This is a genomic window from Parerythrobacter aurantius, assembly GCF_045291475.1.
Lineage (GTDB): Bacteria > Pseudomonadota > Alphaproteobacteria > Sphingomonadales > Sphingomonadaceae > Parerythrobacter > Parerythrobacter aurantius.
In genome coordinates this window covers 1,024,631-1,037,925 of sequence record NZ_CP147985.1, presented here as the reverse complement: position 1 = coordinate 1,037,925, position 13,295 = coordinate 1,024,631, and the positions used below count along the sequence as shown (strand labels likewise).

The 13,295-nt window shown below is 65.5% G+C and carries 18 protein-coding genes; 13 read left to right on the top strand and 5 right to left on the bottom strand.

Annotation, left to right across the window (positions count from 1 at the left end; translation table 11 throughout):
- The first annotated feature begins 52 nt into the window (after nucleotides 1–52).
- Nucleotides 53–322 (top strand): usg protein, encoded by a 270-nt coding sequence (locus WAB17_RS05120; RefSeq protein ID WP_435418938.1) that lies wholly within the window; start codon nucleotides 53–55, stop codon nucleotides 320–322.
- Nucleotides 323–346: 24 nt separating this feature from the next.
- Here WAB17_RS05120 and spt read toward each other — a convergent pair whose 3' ends face one another.
- The 3 genes from spt to WAB17_RS05105 form a co-directional block, all read right to left on the bottom strand.
- Nucleotides 347–1,597, bottom strand: coding sequence for a serine palmitoyltransferase (spt, locus tag WAB17_RS05115; protein WP_435418937.1), 1,251 nt, complete (start codon nucleotides 1,595–1,597; stop codon nucleotides 347–349).
- Nucleotides 1,597–1,842 (bottom strand): acyl carrier protein, encoded by a 246-nt coding sequence (locus WAB17_RS05110; protein WP_435418936.1) that lies wholly within the window; start codon nucleotides 1,840–1,842, stop codon nucleotides 1,597–1,599. Before WAB17_RS05110 ends, spt begins: the two co-directional genes overlap by 1 nt.
- 87 nt (nucleotides 1,843–1,929) lie before the next feature.
- Nucleotides 1,930–2,292: a response regulator gene (locus WAB17_RS05105; protein ID WP_435418935.1), complete on the bottom strand. Its 363-nt coding sequence runs from the start codon at nucleotides 2,290–2,292 to the stop codon at nucleotides 1,930–1,932.
- A 46-nt stretch (nucleotides 2,293–2,338) separates the two neighbouring features.
- On the opposite strand from WAB17_RS05105, the gene WAB17_RS05100 reads away from it, so the two are divergent.
- From WAB17_RS05100 to WAB17_RS05080, 5 genes are read left to right on the top strand one after another with little or no spacing between them, the layout of a single operon-like run.
- Nucleotides 2,339–2,629: a DUF3572 domain-containing protein gene (locus WAB17_RS05100; RefSeq protein ID WP_435418934.1), complete on the top strand. Its 291-nt coding sequence runs from the start codon at nucleotides 2,339–2,341 to the stop codon at nucleotides 2,627–2,629.
- The gene (locus tag WAB17_RS05095; protein WP_435418933.1) at nucleotides 2,626–3,252 is read left to right on the top strand and encodes an HAD family hydrolase; all 627 of its coding nucleotides are present in this window, start codon (nucleotides 2,626–2,628) and stop codon (nucleotides 3,250–3,252) included. Before WAB17_RS05100 ends, WAB17_RS05095 begins: the two co-directional genes overlap by 4 nt.
- Nucleotides 3,249–3,707, top strand: a complete 459-nt coding sequence (locus tag WAB17_RS05090; protein WP_435418932.1) for a RidA family protein — start codon at nucleotides 3,249–3,251, stop codon at nucleotides 3,705–3,707. The genes WAB17_RS05095 and WAB17_RS05090 overlap by 4 nt, the downstream gene beginning before the upstream one ends.
- Nucleotides 3,700–4,443 carry a glycerophosphodiester phosphodiesterase family protein gene (locus tag WAB17_RS05085; RefSeq protein ID WP_435418931.1) on the top strand — a complete coding sequence of 248 codons (744 nt, stop codon included), beginning with the start codon at nucleotides 3,700–3,702 and terminating at the stop codon, nucleotides 4,441–4,443. The genes WAB17_RS05090 and WAB17_RS05085 overlap by 8 nt, the downstream gene beginning before the upstream one ends.
- Complete coding sequence (locus WAB17_RS05080) at nucleotides 4,440–5,579, top strand: GNAT family N-acetyltransferase (protein ID WP_435418930.1); 1,140 nt, start codon at nucleotides 4,440–4,442, stop codon at nucleotides 5,577–5,579. The genes WAB17_RS05085 and WAB17_RS05080 overlap by 4 nt, the downstream gene beginning before the upstream one ends.
- Before the next feature lie 6 nt (nucleotides 5,580–5,585).
- Here WAB17_RS05080 and WAB17_RS05075 read toward each other — a convergent pair whose 3' ends face one another.
- The gene (locus tag WAB17_RS05075) at nucleotides 5,586–5,912 is read right to left on the bottom strand and encodes a hypothetical protein (protein WP_435418929.1); all 327 of its coding nucleotides are present in this window, start codon (nucleotides 5,910–5,912) and stop codon (nucleotides 5,586–5,588) included.
- 292 nt (nucleotides 5,913–6,204) lie between these two features.
- Between WAB17_RS05075 and dksA the strand changes: the two genes are divergently transcribed.
- The 7 genes from dksA to WAB17_RS05040 all read left to right on the top strand — a co-directional run bounded on the left by dksA (nucleotide 6,205) and on the right by WAB17_RS05040 (nucleotide 12,610).
- Nucleotides 6,205–6,663 carry an RNA polymerase-binding protein DksA gene (gene dksA / locus WAB17_RS05070; protein WP_435418928.1) on the top strand — a complete coding sequence of 153 codons (459 nt, stop codon included), beginning with the start codon at nucleotides 6,205–6,207 and terminating at the stop codon, nucleotides 6,661–6,663.
- A gap of 118 nt (nucleotides 6,664–6,781) precedes the next feature.
- The gene (locus WAB17_RS05065) at nucleotides 6,782–7,165 is read left to right on the top strand and encodes a PilZ domain-containing protein (RefSeq protein WP_435418927.1); all 384 of its coding nucleotides are present in this window, start codon (nucleotides 6,782–6,784) and stop codon (nucleotides 7,163–7,165) included.
- Nucleotides 7,166–7,210: 45 nt separating this feature from the next.
- On the top strand, nucleotides 7,211–8,674 hold the full coding sequence (locus tag WAB17_RS05060) for an ABC transporter substrate-binding protein (RefSeq protein ID WP_435418926.1): 1,464 nt from the start codon (nucleotides 7,211–7,213) through the stop codon (nucleotides 8,672–8,674).
- A 17-nt stretch (nucleotides 8,675–8,691) separates the two neighbouring features.
- Nucleotides 8,692–9,108 carry a DUF4112 domain-containing protein gene (locus tag WAB17_RS05055; protein WP_435418925.1) on the top strand — a complete coding sequence of 139 codons (417 nt, stop codon included), beginning with the start codon at nucleotides 8,692–8,694 and terminating at the stop codon, nucleotides 9,106–9,108.
- A 36-nt stretch (nucleotides 9,109–9,144) separates the two neighbouring features.
- A complete protein-coding gene (locus WAB17_RS05050; RefSeq protein WP_435418924.1) occupies nucleotides 9,145–9,936 on the top strand; it encodes a tryptophan 2,3-dioxygenase in 792 nt (263 codons plus the stop codon).
- On the top strand, nucleotides 9,933–11,288 hold the full coding sequence (gene kynU / locus WAB17_RS05045) for a kynureninase (RefSeq protein WP_435418923.1): 1,356 nt from the start codon (nucleotides 9,933–9,935) through the stop codon (nucleotides 11,286–11,288). Before WAB17_RS05050 ends, kynU begins: the two co-directional genes overlap by 4 nt.
- Before the next feature lie 146 nt (nucleotides 11,289–11,434).
- A complete protein-coding gene (locus tag WAB17_RS05040) occupies nucleotides 11,435–12,610 on the top strand; it encodes a PQQ-dependent sugar dehydrogenase (RefSeq protein WP_435418922.1) in 1,176 nt (391 codons plus the stop codon).
- An 11-nt stretch (nucleotides 12,611–12,621) separates the two neighbouring features.
- On the opposite strand, the gene WAB17_RS05035 is transcribed toward WAB17_RS05040, so the two are convergent.
- On the bottom strand, nucleotides 12,622–13,230 hold the full coding sequence (locus WAB17_RS05035) for an HNH endonuclease (protein WP_435418921.1): 609 nt from the start codon (nucleotides 13,228–13,230) through the stop codon (nucleotides 12,622–12,624).
- Nucleotides 13,231–13,295 lie beyond the last annotated feature (65 nt).

Here is a 13,295-nt window from a genome sequence, read left to right as displayed (position 1 = left end):
AATATTCCGCCAAGCCTTTTCTCTGGTCCGCCAAAAAGGGAGGGAAGCACCGATGGCCAGCAGCGATTTAGCCCGCCAGCTCGAGGGGTACGGTCTCGCGACCGTGCAGATCCACTACTACATGCCGGACCATCCCAGCCTGCTGCAGATGTTCGTCATGCAGCAGTACGACATCGCCCCGCGCTTCCCGGAACTCGACCGTTTCCTCGCCTTCTGGCGGCGGGAAATCGAGGCGGTGCTGCATTCGGTCAGGGTGGCCCACCAGCATCTGATCGGCCCGAGCGAATGGCGCGCGGTCGACGGGGTGATCTCGATCAACTGACCCGCACGCCCGCAGGCGAAGGGATCAGACGATCCCCACCACCTTGCCGGCGCGTTCGAACATGCCGAGGATGGTCTGGACCTGCTCGCTGGTATGTTCGGCGCAGAGCGAGCAGCGCAGCAGCGTCATGTTGGCAGGTGTCGCCGGCGGACGGGCAAGGTTGACGTAGAGGCCTTCCTTCAGCAGCGCCTCCCACATGGCCGCGCCGCGTTCCAGGTCGGGCATGACCACGGCGATGATCGCGCTCTGCGGCTCCTCGGTCCCGAGCTCGAAGCCGAGCGCGCGCAGGCCCGCGTGGAGCGTGCGCGAATTCTCCCACAGATGCGCCCGCTTGTTGCCATTGTGCATGAGCTTGCGGATCGAGGCCGCGCTCGAGGCCATCACCGCGGGCGGAAGCGCGGCGGTGAAGACATAGGGGCGACACACCAGCCGCATGATCTCGAACTTGGGATGGTTGGAGACGCAGAAGCCGCCAACCGTGCCGACGCTCTTGGAGAAGGTCCCGATGATGAAATCGCAGTCGTCGATCACGCCCGCCGCCTCGCACACGCCGCGGCCATGTTCGCCGATGAAGCCCATCGAATGCGCTTCGTCGACCAGCACCATGGCGCCGTGCTTCTTGGCCACCGCGACCATCTCCGCCAGCGGGGCGATGTCGCCGAGCATCGAATAGACGCCTTCCAGCACGACCAGCTTGCCCGCGCCTTCGGGAATGCGACCCAGCCGCTTGTCGAGCGCCTCGATATCGTTGTGCTTGAACGGCACGACTTCGGCGTCGCCCATCTTGCAGCCGTCCCAGATGCTGGCGTGGCTGTCGATGTCGAGCACGATATAGTCGCCCTTGCCGGCGATGGTGCTGATGATGCCGAGATTGGCCTGGTAGCCGGTCGAGAACACCATGGCGTGATCCATGGCGTAGAATTCCTTCAGCGCATCCTCCACGTCGCGGTGATGGAAGAAGGTGCCGTTCAAGACGCGGCTGCCGGTGGTGCCGGCGCCGAAATCGTCATAGGCCTGCTTGCCCGCGGCGATCACGTCGTCGTCGAAGGTCATGCCCATGTAGTTGTAGGTGCCGAGCAGGATGGTATCGCGCCCGTTACAGATCGCCTGCGTCGGGCTGAGCACCTTTTCCATCACCAGGCTGAAGGGGTCCTCTTGCCCGCCGGCGAGCAGGCCGGCGCGCATGGCGATCAGCTCGTCGAACTTGGAGAACAGGTCCCCGCCTTCGCCCTCCAGCGCTTCGGGCCGGTCGGCCTGGGAGATACCCTCGCTCATCAGGCGTCGCCCGCCATTTTCGTGACGGCGTCCACAAGCTGGCCGTAATTCTCGATCTCGGCCTGCTGGTTCATGCTGATGATGATGTCGAAGGCGTCCTCGATCTCGGCGACGAAATCCATCACCGTCAGGCTGTCGAATTCGAGATCGTTCTGGAAGGTGCTGGCATCGGTGATCTCGATCCCTTTCTTGTTGAAGGGTTCGATGATCTCGCGGATCTGGCTGTCGACTGCGGCGCGGTCCATGCGGGGTATCCTTGCTGGAAACGAATATCAGCGCGGGGAAAGCGGCTTTGCGGCGCGATTGTCAAGCGCGGCGAAAGGGCAGGTGGGTCAGAGCAGCCGGTCTACTGCCGCCATGAAGGGGCCGATGGAGACGGGCTTCGAAAGGTAGTCGGCTGCGCCGGCATCGCGGATCTTCTCCTCGTCGCCCTTGCCGGCGTAGGCGGTGACAGCGAGCACGGGAATGGTCGCCAGACCCGGATCCTTCTTCATCGCCGCGATCAGCTCGACGCCGGAAATATTGGGCAACTGGATGTCCATGATGGCGAGATCGGGTGAGAATTCGCGCGCGGCGGCGATCACCCGCTGGCCGTCGTCGCAGCCCAGTACCTCGTGCCCCCTTGACCGCAGCACGTCGCAGAACAATTTCCGGTTGAGGTCGTTGTCCTCGACAACCAGTATTCTCTTTGCCACTGGGGACGCTCCTTTACCGCCTTCCCCTAGGCCAGATTGTGGAGCCTTGCCAATCTCGTTCCCCCCCAAATCCGCCGCGCACGATCCCGCCGATGCCGACGCACTGGCGCTCAATGCGCTCGGCTGGGTGCTGACGGACGACGAACGGGCCGAACGGCTGCTGTCGCTGACGGGCCTCACGCCCGAGATCCTGCGCGACCGGCTGACCGACCGCGCGGTGCTGGCCGCCGTGCTCGATTTTCTTGCCAACCACGAACCCGACCTGCTGCTTGCCGCCGATGCCCTGAGCATCGAGCCGCAGGTGCTGCTCGCCGCCCGCGAAAGCCTGTCCCGATGAACCGACCCCTCATCATCTCCGACTGCGACGAAGTGCTGCTGCACATGGTCGCGCATTTCCGCGATTTCCTGGACGAACGGCACGGCATCGACTTCGCGCTCGACAACGGCGACTGGGGCACGGCGCTGACCTGGCAGGCGAGCGGCGAGCAGGTGGAGCCCGTCGATATCTGGAAGTACCTCAACCTTTTCTTCGACACCGAGATGGACAGCCAGCTGCCGATCAAGGGCGCGGTGGAGGCCATGGGCACGCTGGCCGAAAAGGCCGATGTGGTGATCCTGACCAACCTGCTCGACGATCGGCGCGACCGCCGAGCCGAGCAGCTGCTGCGCTACGGCATCGATGTGCCGGTCTATACCAACCAGGGGCCGAAGGGCCCGGCGCTGGCCAAGATCCTCGCCGAATACAATCCGTCGAAAGCGGTCTTCATCGACGACCTTGCCCAGCATCACGGCTCGGCAGCGGAAACCGTGCCGGATGTCACCCGGCTGCATCTGTGCGGCGAACCGGCAATTGCGCCGCATATCGCCTGCGGCGAGAAGGCCGGGCACGCCCATGCGAGGATCGACGAGTGGGAGCATGCGCTGCCGTGGATCCTCGCCCGACTGGAGGAAGAAGAATGAGCTTTACCGCCCGCCTCGACGAACTCGGCATCACCCTGCCCGAAGCTGCCGCCCCGGTGGCGAGCTACACCCCCGTGGTAGTGGCAAACGGCCTCGCCCATGTCTCCGGCCAGCTTCCGTTCGTCGAAGGCGTGCTGGTCAAGGGCCGGTTGGGCGAGGATGTCTCGAACGCCGAGGGTATCGCTGCGGCACGGGCCTGCGGGCTCATGATCCTCGCCCAGTTGCAGGCGGCGGGGTTGCTCGACCGGGTCGAACGGGTCGTGAAGCTGGGGGCATTCGTCAATTCGACCGGCGATTTCACCGACCAGCCGGAAGTGGCCAACGGCGCGTCGGACCTCATGCTCGACGTGTTCGGCGATGCCGGTCGCCATGCCCGTGCAGCTGTCGGCGTGCCAGCCCTGCCGCGCGGGGCGGCGGTGGAAGTCGATGCGGTAATCGCGGTGAGCGATGGCTAGCCGCCCGGTTCCGGCCTGGCTGACCGAATGGGAATACGCCCATCGCGGGCTGCACGGAAACGGCGTGCCCGAAAACTCGCTCGCCGCCGCGCGGCTGGCGATCGAGGCGGGGATGGGCATCGAATGCGATATCCAGCGCAGCGCCGACAATCTGCCGATGGTGTTCCACGACTGGGATCTCGCCCGGCTGACCGGCAGCGAGGGGCCGACGAGCGGCAGGACCGCGATGGACCTGCGCGAGCTGCGCTATCCGGGCAGCGAAGAGGGCCCGGCCAGCCTGGCCGATCTGCTCGCATTGGTTGCAGGCCGTGTGCCATTGCTGATCGAGATCAAGTCGAAGCGCGGCTATGACGTTGTCGCAAGCTGCGTCCGCGTCCGTGATGCCCTCGCCGCCTACGACGGCCCCTATGCGGTCATGAGCTTCGACCCGCGTGTCGCCCGCTGGTTCCGCCACCACGCGCCCGCAACATGCGTCGGCCTGGTGATGCGCGAGGACGAGCATGGCTACACCCAGAAGCGGTGGCAGCGGCGGCTGGCCTTCGCCACAGCGCGGCCCGATTTCCTCGCCTATCATATTGCCGCGCTGCCCAACGCGTGGGTCGCCGGCCTGCGGGCGAAGGGCCTGCCGGTGCTGACCTGGACGGTCAATTCGCCCGAGACCCGCGCCCGGGCGCTGATTCACGCTGATGCGTTCATCTCCGAAGGGGCGGGCCTGCCGCCGGCAGGAGACGCGTGAGCGAGACTTCGTTCACTGCGCGCATCCTAGGCGGGTTAGCCGATATCCCGGCGGAGCAATGGGATGCGCTGGGCGGGGCGGACAATCCGTTCATGTCGCATGGTTTCCTCAGCGCGATGGAGGATTCGGGCAGCGTCGGGCCGGGCACAGGCTGGCAGGCGGCGCCAATCGTGATCGAGAGCGATGCAGGCGTGCCGCTGGCGGCGCTCCCCTCCTATCTCAAGGGCCATAGCCAGGGCGAGTTCGTCTTCGACCACAGCTGGGCCGAAGCTTACCAGCGCGCCGGGGGGCGCTATTACCCCAAGCTCCAGATCGCCGCGCCCTTTACTCCCGCAACGGGGCCGCGCCTGCTGCTGGCAGACGAGGCGCTGGGGTTGCCCCTGCTCAAGGCGGCCGAGCAATTGTGCGAGCAGAACCGGTTTTCCAGTGCCCATGCGACCTTCATCGACCCGGCGCAGCTGCCGATCTTCGAGGCGGCCGGCTGGATGCTGCGCAGCGACATCCAGTTCCACTGGGAGAACCGCGGCTATGGCAGCTTCGACGATTTCCTCGACGAACTCGCCAGCCGCAAGCGCCGGGCGCTGCGCAAGGAACGCGTCAAGGCACAGGAAGCCGTGGAGATCCGGCACCTCACCGGGGCAGAGATCACCGAAGCGGAATGGGATGCGTTCTGGGTGTTCTACCAGGATACCGGCGCGCGCAAATGGGGTTCGCCCTACCTGACCCGCGAGGCTTTCAGCCTGCTGGGCGAACGGATGGCGGAGAAACTGCTGCTGATCTTCGCCTATTGGGAAGGGCGGCCGATAGCGGGCGCGATGAACGTGATCGGTCCCGATGCGCTCTACGGCCGCTACTGGGGCTGCACCGAGCAGGTCCCGTTCCTGCATTTCGAGCTGTGCTACTATCAGGCTATCGATGCCGCCATCGCCCGGGGTCTCGCACGGGTCGAGGCCGGCGCGCAGGGCGGGCACAAGCTCGCCCGGGGCTATGAACCGGTCCGCACATGGTCGGCGCACTGGGTCGCCGATCCGGGATTTCGCGAAGCGATCGCCGACTTCCTCGACCGCGAACGCCGCGGGGTCGAAGCCGACCGCAACTATCTCGATACCCGCACCCCCTTCCGGAAGGGCGGGTAGGCCGGATCAGGCGACGCGGCGTTCGGCCAGCAGCCAGTCGCGCGCACGGCGCTGGGCTTCGGCGATTTCGCGGGCGGTCATTTCGTCCGAAATGTCTGCCCGGCACCACGCGGCTTCCTCGTGCCCGCGCGAGGCGGCAAGGTTGAACCACTTATGCGCCTCGACCAAGTCGTAGCCGGCGCCGTGGCTACCGGTCGAATAGATGACCCCGAGGTCGTAGAGCGCATCGATCTCGCCGGCGGCAGCAGAGGCCAGGCACTGTGCGATGATCATGCTTTCGGCGCCGGTAACTCTTGCGGCGGGCAGTCCCCCATCGAACGAAGTGAGTTTCATGTCGCATTCCCCCTGTTTCGACCGGCAAACGTGCCGCCGGCCTCACAGGACGCAGTTCAAGCGGTTTATGGTAAAGAACCGGTTAACGATGTGGCGGGAATTATCGCGCGCCAGCGGGCAGATAGCGCGGGACCGGCGTTCTGTGCATAGTCGGGCCTGTCGCCGCATTGCCGCTTGCGGCGCCTTCGCCCCATCCCTATAGGCGCGCTCATCGGGTCGGCCGCGCTACCGGAAAACCGGGGCACGCAGGAACGGCGGACCGGACCGGGCACACTGGTTTGAGAGGACCCTCATGGCCGTTTCGGCACGTGACGACAGCGAATTCCTGAAGCAGGTCAAGGGCAATCTGGGCGCGGATTACGTTCCGTCCGAAGACGAGCCCTACATGAACGAAATGCAGCAGGACTATTTCCGCATGCTGCTGCTCGAATGGAAGAAATCCATCCACACCTCTGCGGGGGCGACGCTGCAATCGCTCCAGGACGGGCCGATCCGCGAACCCGATCTCAACGACCGCGCATCGAGCGAAACCGACTGGGGCATCGAGTTGCGGACCCGCGACCGGCAGCGCAAGCTCATCTCCAAGATCGACGCCGCACTGCGCCGGATCGACCAGGGCGAATACGGCTATTGCGAGGTCACCGGCGACCCGATCGGCCTGAAGCGGCTGATCGCCCGCCCGGTGGCGACCATGACGGTCGAGGCGCAGGAGGCGCACGAGCGGCGCGAGAAAATTTCCCGCGACGACTGATCCTGCGACCGGGTACGTAACACGCTTAAAGCTTCGGTAAGGTAACTGGGCTATTCGCGAGTCAATCAGCGCTCAAAAGCGGGGCTGAAGGGTCGCCAACAAAGGACCACATCTGCCGATGCCTGCCGTCGATACACGCCATATCTCGCGAGACAGCCTGTTCCTGATGGCCGAATTGCGGCTTGAGGGCGCGACGGCTGTGGAGCGAGTCAAGGTACGCAATCTTTCCGCCGGCGGGATGATGGCGGAGGGACCGATGCGGGTGCTGCGCGGGTCGCGCCTGGCGATCAAGCTGCGCAACATCGACTGGGTCGAAGGCTCCGTCGCCTGGGTGCAGGACAACCGGTTCGGTATTGCCTTCGATCACGAAATCGACCCGGCCCAGGCGCGCGCACCGGTCGGCAGCTCCGGCGACGATTTCTCCGCTCCCCGCTATACCCGTCCGTCGACCATCGCTCCGGGCTCCGGCAACGCTACAGGCAGCCCGCTGCGGAAAATCTGACCGGTTTTCGCTGACCTGACGCTGTATCGCTGCTAGTCACGCGCGATGCGGCTGTTTCCCGTCGTCCTGCCCCTTGTTGCGCTTGCGCTCGCAAGCTGTTCGTCGCGCGCCAATGAAGGCGCGGTGACCGTTGCGGTCATCGGGCAGACCGACGATCCGGCGGAAACGGGTACCCGCTTGTCCTACGCCGGCCAGCTCGTCCGCGAAGCGACGGCTGAAGGCCTCGTTGCACTCGACGAACAGGGCGAGGTGATTCCGGCGATCGCTGAACGGTGGATAGTAACGGAAGACGGCAAGAGCTATTTCTTCCGCATCCGCGGCTCCGACTGGCCCGATGGCGGCGACCTCGATGCTGCGTCGGTGCGCGACTCGCTCGGCCGCGCGATCCGCGCTTACCAGGGAACCACGCTGGGACTCGACCTGCAGATCGTCGCCGAGATCAGGGTGATGGCGGAACGGGTTATCGAGGTCAGGCTGAAGAGCCCGATGCCGGAATTCCTGCAGCTGCTTTCGCAGCCCGAACTTGCCCTGCGGACGAGGTCCGGCAAGGGCACCGGACCGATGGTGCGGCTGGAGGAAGGGGACGAACTGCTTCGCCTGCAGCCTTTGGCACCGCAGGACCGTGGCCAACCCCAACGGCGCGACTGGGACGGCAACGTGCTCGACGTGGTGGTGCGCGGCCTTCCTGCAGCGCCCGCCGTCGCGGCGTTCAAGGCGAACGAGGTCGAGGTCGTGCTCAACGGCGATCTCGCCACCCTGCCGCTTGCCGATGTCGGCCCGCTTTCGGCTGGCACGTTCCGGCTTGATTCGGGGATCGGCCTGTTCGGCCTGGCTTTCCGTAACCGCGATGGCTTGCTGGAGGATCCCGCGCGTCGCGAGGCGCTTTCGATGGCGATCGACCGGGCGCGACTGATCGAAGGTTTCAATGTGGCCGGATGGGCTCCGACTTCGAGGTTGGTGACGTCCGGCCTGCCTGGCGACCCCGGCCTGCGCGGGGAACGTTGGGGAAGCCAGTCGCTCGAACAGCGGCGCGCTGTCGCGGCCCGGCGGCTGGCAGGGTTCGGCGGCGAGGCGCAATTGACAATCGACCTTCCCCCTGGCCCCGGATCCGACCTGTTGCTGGCCCGCCTGGCGGAAGACTTTGCCGCAGTCGGCGTCAGGCTCCAGAGGGCGCGCGATGGCGATGCCGCCGATCTGGTACTGGTGGACCGGCTGGCGCGCTATGCCGATGCCCGCTGGTTCCTGAACCAGTTCAACTGCGATATCTCGCGCCCGCTGTGTTCGCCCGACGCCGATGTTCTGGTCGACCAGGCAATGCTGGCCGGTTCTGGCGCGGAAAAGGCCAACCTGTTGGCCGAAGCGGAAGGAGCCCTGACCGAAGCGGAGGTTTTCATTCCACTGGGCGCGCCGCTGCGCTGGTCGCTGGTGCGCGGCGGTGTCGGCGGTTTTGCGGTCAACCGCTGGGCCAGGCATCCCTTGTTTCCCTTCGCAGTCGCGCCCATATCTTAAGCAAAGGAGCGCCTTTTATGAACGATGGGCCGCGTTTGCAGACGATGGGGTGGCAATTGCCGACTGGCACCGATCCCGTCTCCGTGCGCAAGCGGATCGAGGCGATGGAGCAATTGCTCGAACGCAGCTTCCGCATTCCCGGCGTCAATATGCCGGTCGGTCTAGACTCCGTCGTCGGGCTGATCCCGGTCGTGGGCGACCTGATTGCTGCGGCGATGGGCGGATACCTCATCTGGGAAGCGAAGAACCTAGGCCTGCCGAAATGGAAACTGGCGCGGATGGCGGGCAACATCGCCATCGATACCGCTGTCGGCGCAGTGCCGCTGCTGGGCGATGCGATGGACTTCATCTACCGCTCGAACACCCGCAACCTGCGGATCGTCAAGAAGCACCTCGACAAGCACCACCCGCATACCCGGGTGATCGAGCAGTAGTTTCAAACGCCACCGAGCCGCGCTAGGGCTGCGGCCATGGCGCAAGACGTTACCTATTCGAGCTATCTCGATCTCGACCGCATCCTCGCGGCGCAACACCCGTCATCCGACGCGCATGACGAGATGCTGTTCATCATCGTCCACCAGGCGAGCGAGCTGTGGCTCAAGCTGTGCCTGCACGAGCTGGTGGCGGCGCGCGAGTGCATCGCTGCCGACAACCTCCGCCCCGCCTTCAAGATGCTCGCCCGCGTGGCCCGGGCCCAGACCCAGCTGATCCAGAGCTGGGACGTGCTCAGCACCATGACTCCGCACGATTATTCCGCGATCCGCCCGCATCTGGGCCGCTCGAGCGGGTTCCAGTCGCCGCAGTACCGGATGATGGAATTCCTGCTGGGTGGCCGGAATCGCGACATGGTCAGCCTGCACAAGTCGCTGCCCGATGTCGTCGCGGCGCTGGAGGCGGAACTTGCGCGCCCGAGTATCTATGACGAAGCAGTTCGCCTGCTGGCACGGCGCGGCTTTGCCATTCCCGACGAGGTGCTGGACCGCCCGCTGGCGGAGGTCTGGGTTCGCTCCGAAGCGGTCGAGGCGGCCTGGGCCGAAATCTACCGCGACCCGCAGGCGCACTGGGATCTCTACGAACTCGCCGAGAAGCTGGTCGACCTGGAATACCATTTCCAGCGCTGGCGCTTCGGCCATTTGAAAACGGTCGAACGCATCATCGGCTTCAAGCGCGGCACCGGCGGGACGCAGGGCGTGCCCTATCTGGAGGGCGTGCTGAAGCAGGCCTTTTTCCCTGAGCTGCTGAGCGTGCGGACGGCGATATGAGTCCGCTCGACCGCGCCCGCGAACTGGATGCCGCCGATCCGCTGAGCGAGTATCGCAGCCGCTTCGACCTGCCCGAGGGCGTGATCTATCTCGACGGAAATTCGCTCGGTGCCTTGCCCAAGGCCACACCGGCGCGGCTGGAGCAGGTGGTGCGCGAGGAATGGGGCGGCGACCTGATCAAGAGCTGGAACAGCGCCGACTGGATCACCCTGCCGCAACGCGTCGGGGCGAAGATCGCGCCGCTGGTGGGCGCGCAGGCGCACGAGGTGATCGTGGCCGACAGTGTCTCGGTCAATTTGTTCAAGTTGATCAGTGCCGCGCTCACCATGCGGCCCGGACGCAAGGTGATCCTCAGCGAACCGGGCAATTTTCCGACCGATCTCTACATGATCCAGGGGCTGGAAGCTCAGGGTCTGGCCGAGCGGCGGCTGGCGGATCGCGAGGCAATCGCCGAGGCACTGGACAAGGATGTCGCGCTGCTGCTGCTGACCCATGTGCATTACAAGTCGGGCGCGCTGTTCGACATGGCGGCGCTGACCCGCGCGGCGCATGAGGCAGGCGCGCTGGTGCTGTGGGATTTGTCGCACACCGGCGGGGCGATGCCGGTGGACCTGAACGCCAGCGGGGCGGATTTCGCGGTGGGTTGCGGCTACAAGTATCTCAATGGCGGACCCGGCGCGCCAGCCTATGCCTTCGTGGCCGAACGGCACCATGACGCGCTCCAGCAGCCGCTGTCGGGCTGGATGGGTCATGCGGCGCCTTTCGCCTTCTCGGACGACTATACGCCAGCGCCCGGTGTCGACCGCCTGTTGTGCGGCACGCCATCGATCCTTGCCATGAGCGCGCTGGAGGTAGGCGTGCAGCTGATCGCCGAGATCGGCGTCGGGCCGCTCTATGCGAAATCGCAGGCACTGAGCGGGTTCCTACTGGAGTGCCTGGCGGAGGCGGGTGTCATCAAAAACCCCTCTCCCCTTCAGGGGAGAGGGAGGAGCGCCGCAGGCGCGGAGGGAGTGGGGCCCGTAATCTCTGTGGCCTGCTCATCAACAGCCCCCACCCCCCAACCCCCTCCCCTGAAGGGGAGGGGGAGTCTTGACCTCGTGTCCCCCACCGACCCCGCCCGGCGCGGGAGCCAGCTCTCCTTCCGCCATCCCGAGACCTACGCCCTGTGCCAAGCGTTGATTGCCCGCGGGTTCATCGGCGACTTCCGCGCGCCCGATATCCTGCGGCTCGGCTTTGCCCCGGCCTATCTGCGCTTCGAGGACATGGCCCGCACGGCGCAGGAGCTGGCGGATATTCTGGCGACCGAGGCATGGGACAGGCCCGAGTTCAGGCAGCGGGCAGCGGTGACATGACCTGCGCTTTCATCACTGCATCGTGCTAGTCTGGGGCACCTGCCGACAGGCCGTATCGGATTTGAGGCCAGCCGAGCGCCGTGGCTGTCGCTTTCGACGCACGGTGGCCTATCGTTGCGAAGGGTAGCCTTAGTCGCGGGGTCACGATGATGAAGGTCTTGGCACGGTCGATATCACTCACGCTTGCCTTGTTGGTGACGGGATGCGGTGGCGATGAAAACGGAAGTCCTCCCCCGACGCTGGGGACGCCGACCCCGACACCCTCCCCTACTCCTACTCCGACCCCTGCCCCGACCACTTCCGCCGTGGTGCAGCGCGAAGTGGCGACCTTCGACAATCCCTGGGCAATGGTGTTTCTGCCCGATGGGCGCCTCCTGGTGACGGAGAAGCCGGGGCGGCTGTTCCTGGTCACCAGCGCCGGCGCCAAAACCGCAGTCGCGGGTGCACCGTCGGTGGCCTTCAGCGGGCAACTGGGTCTTCACGATATTGTACTGGATCCCGCCTTCGCCACCAACGCTCGCGTCTGGTTGAGCTATGCCGAAGCGGCCGCCGGTGGGCAGCGTGTGGTGGTGGCGTGTGCCACGCTCGACACCGGAGCAACGCCGCAATTGCAGGGCCTGACGGTTGTGTGGCGCGCAACTCCGGTCACCACCGGGGGCCATCCCGGCGCGCGGCTCGCCTTTTCACCCGACGGGCAGCGGCTCTTCATCAGCACCGGCGAGCGCCAGCAGGGCACGCCGTCGCAGGACCTGGGCGGCACGCTGGGCAAGATGGTCCGTATCAACCTCGACGGCTCGGCGGCGGCAGGCAATCCCTTCGCCGGAACGACCGGGGTCCGGGCCGAGATCTGGTCGCTGGGGCACCGCAATCCCTATGGCCTGGTTTTCGCGGCAGACGGGCGGCTTTTTGCGAGCGAAATGGGCCCCTTGGGGGGAGACGAATTCAATCTGATCACGGCCGGGAACAATTACGGCTGGCCTGCCGTGTCTGAAGGAGACGAATACAACGGGACGCCGATCCCGCGCCATTCGACCAATACCGCCTACACCTCGCCGCTGGTGGCGTGGAGTCCGTCGATCGCACCGGGCGGGATGATCCAGTACCGGGGCACCCGCTTTGTCGGCTGGACCAACGATTTCCTCCTTGCCGGGCTTGCGGCGCAAGGATTGGTGCGGGTCCGGGTTACGGGCAGCACCGCTGCCGAAGTGGCGCGGCTGTCGCTCGGGGCCCGCATCCGCGAAGTCGAGGAGGCTCCAGATGGCCGTATCTGGGTGCTGCAGGATGGTGACACTGCGAGGTTGATCGAACTCTCACCAGGCTGAGGAGAAGGGGCTCACCCTTCCAGTTCGATGTCCCAATAGAGCCAGTCCCTCCACGTCTCGTGCAAATAGTTCGGCGGGAACTGCTTGCCGTGTTGCTGCAGCTGCCAGTGGGTCGGGCGGATCGGGGCGTTGTAGAGGTGCATCCCGGCTTGCTTGGGGGTGCGCCCACCCTTCTTCATGTTGCAGGGGGCGCAGGCGGTGGCGATGTTCTCCCACGTCGTGCGCCCGCCGAGCCGGCGGGGGATGACGTGGTCGAAGGTCAGGTGATGGGTATCGCCGCAATACTGGCAGGCGAAGCGGTCGCGCAGGAACAGGTTGAAGCGGGTGAAGGCGGGAAATTCGCTCGGCCGGACATATTGCTTGAGCGCGATGACACTGGGGATCTTCATGTCGAGATTGGGGGAATGGACCTCGCGGTCGTAGGTCTCGATCACATCGACCCGGTCGAGGAAGATCGCCTTGATCGCCGTCTGCCACGGCCAAAGGCTGAGCGGGTAGTAGGAGAGCGGGGTATAGTCCGCATTGAGGACGAGGGAGGGGCACGACGCGAGGTTGCGCGTCGGATCCTCCATGCTACTTCGCAGCCGTGCGGTCCGTTCGATCAGTTCGGCCGTGAACATTTTGCTTGTTCTCCCCGATTGATGCCGAGTGTGCATTTGCGCAGAAAGGCGTCAAGACGGTTACA

Coding starts and splice junctions, on each gene's coding strand:
- kynU (WP_435418923.1), top strand. CDS start 9,933: ATGAGTCCGCTCGACCGCGCCCGCGAACTGGATGCCGCCGATCCGCTG.
- WAB17_RS05120 (WP_435418938.1), top strand. CDS start 53: ATGGCCAGCAGCGATTTAGCCCGCCAGCTCGAGGGGTACGGTCTCGCG.
- WAB17_RS05040 (WP_435418922.1), top strand. CDS start 11,435: ATGATGAAGGTCTTGGCACGGTCGATATCACTCACGCTTGCCTTGTTG.
- WAB17_RS05110 (WP_435418936.1), bottom strand. CDS start 1,842: ATGGACCGCGCCGCAGTCGACAGCCAGATCCGCGAGATCATCGAACCC.
- WAB17_RS05090 (WP_435418932.1), top strand. CDS start 3,249: ATGAGCTTTACCGCCCGCCTCGACGAACTCGGCATCACCCTGCCCGAA.
- WAB17_RS05050 (WP_435418924.1), top strand. CDS start 9,145: ATGGCGCAAGACGTTACCTATTCGAGCTATCTCGATCTCGACCGCATC.
- WAB17_RS05055 (WP_435418925.1), top strand. CDS start 8,692: ATGAACGATGGGCCGCGTTTGCAGACGATGGGGTGGCAATTGCCGACT.
- WAB17_RS05060 (WP_435418926.1), top strand. CDS start 7,211: ATGCGGCTGTTTCCCGTCGTCCTGCCCCTTGTTGCGCTTGCGCTCGCA.
- WAB17_RS05075 (WP_435418929.1), bottom strand. CDS start 5,912: ATGAAACTCACTTCGTTCGATGGGGGACTGCCCGCCGCAAGAGTTACC.
- WAB17_RS05095 (WP_435418933.1), top strand. CDS start 2,626: ATGAACCGACCCCTCATCATCTCCGACTGCGACGAAGTGCTGCTGCAC.
- spt (WP_435418937.1), bottom strand. CDS start 1,597: ATGAGCGAGGGTATCTCCCAGGCCGACCGGCCCGAAGCGCTGGAGGGC.
- WAB17_RS05035 (WP_435418921.1), bottom strand. CDS start 13,230: ATGTTCACGGCCGAACTGATCGAACGGACCGCACGGCTGCGAAGTAGC.
- WAB17_RS05065 (WP_435418927.1), top strand. CDS start 6,782: ATGCCTGCCGTCGATACACGCCATATCTCGCGAGACAGCCTGTTCCTG.
- WAB17_RS05085 (WP_435418931.1), top strand. CDS start 3,700: ATGGCTAGCCGCCCGGTTCCGGCCTGGCTGACCGAATGGGAATACGCC.
- dksA (WP_435418928.1), top strand. CDS start 6,205: ATGGCCGTTTCGGCACGTGACGACAGCGAATTCCTGAAGCAGGTCAAG.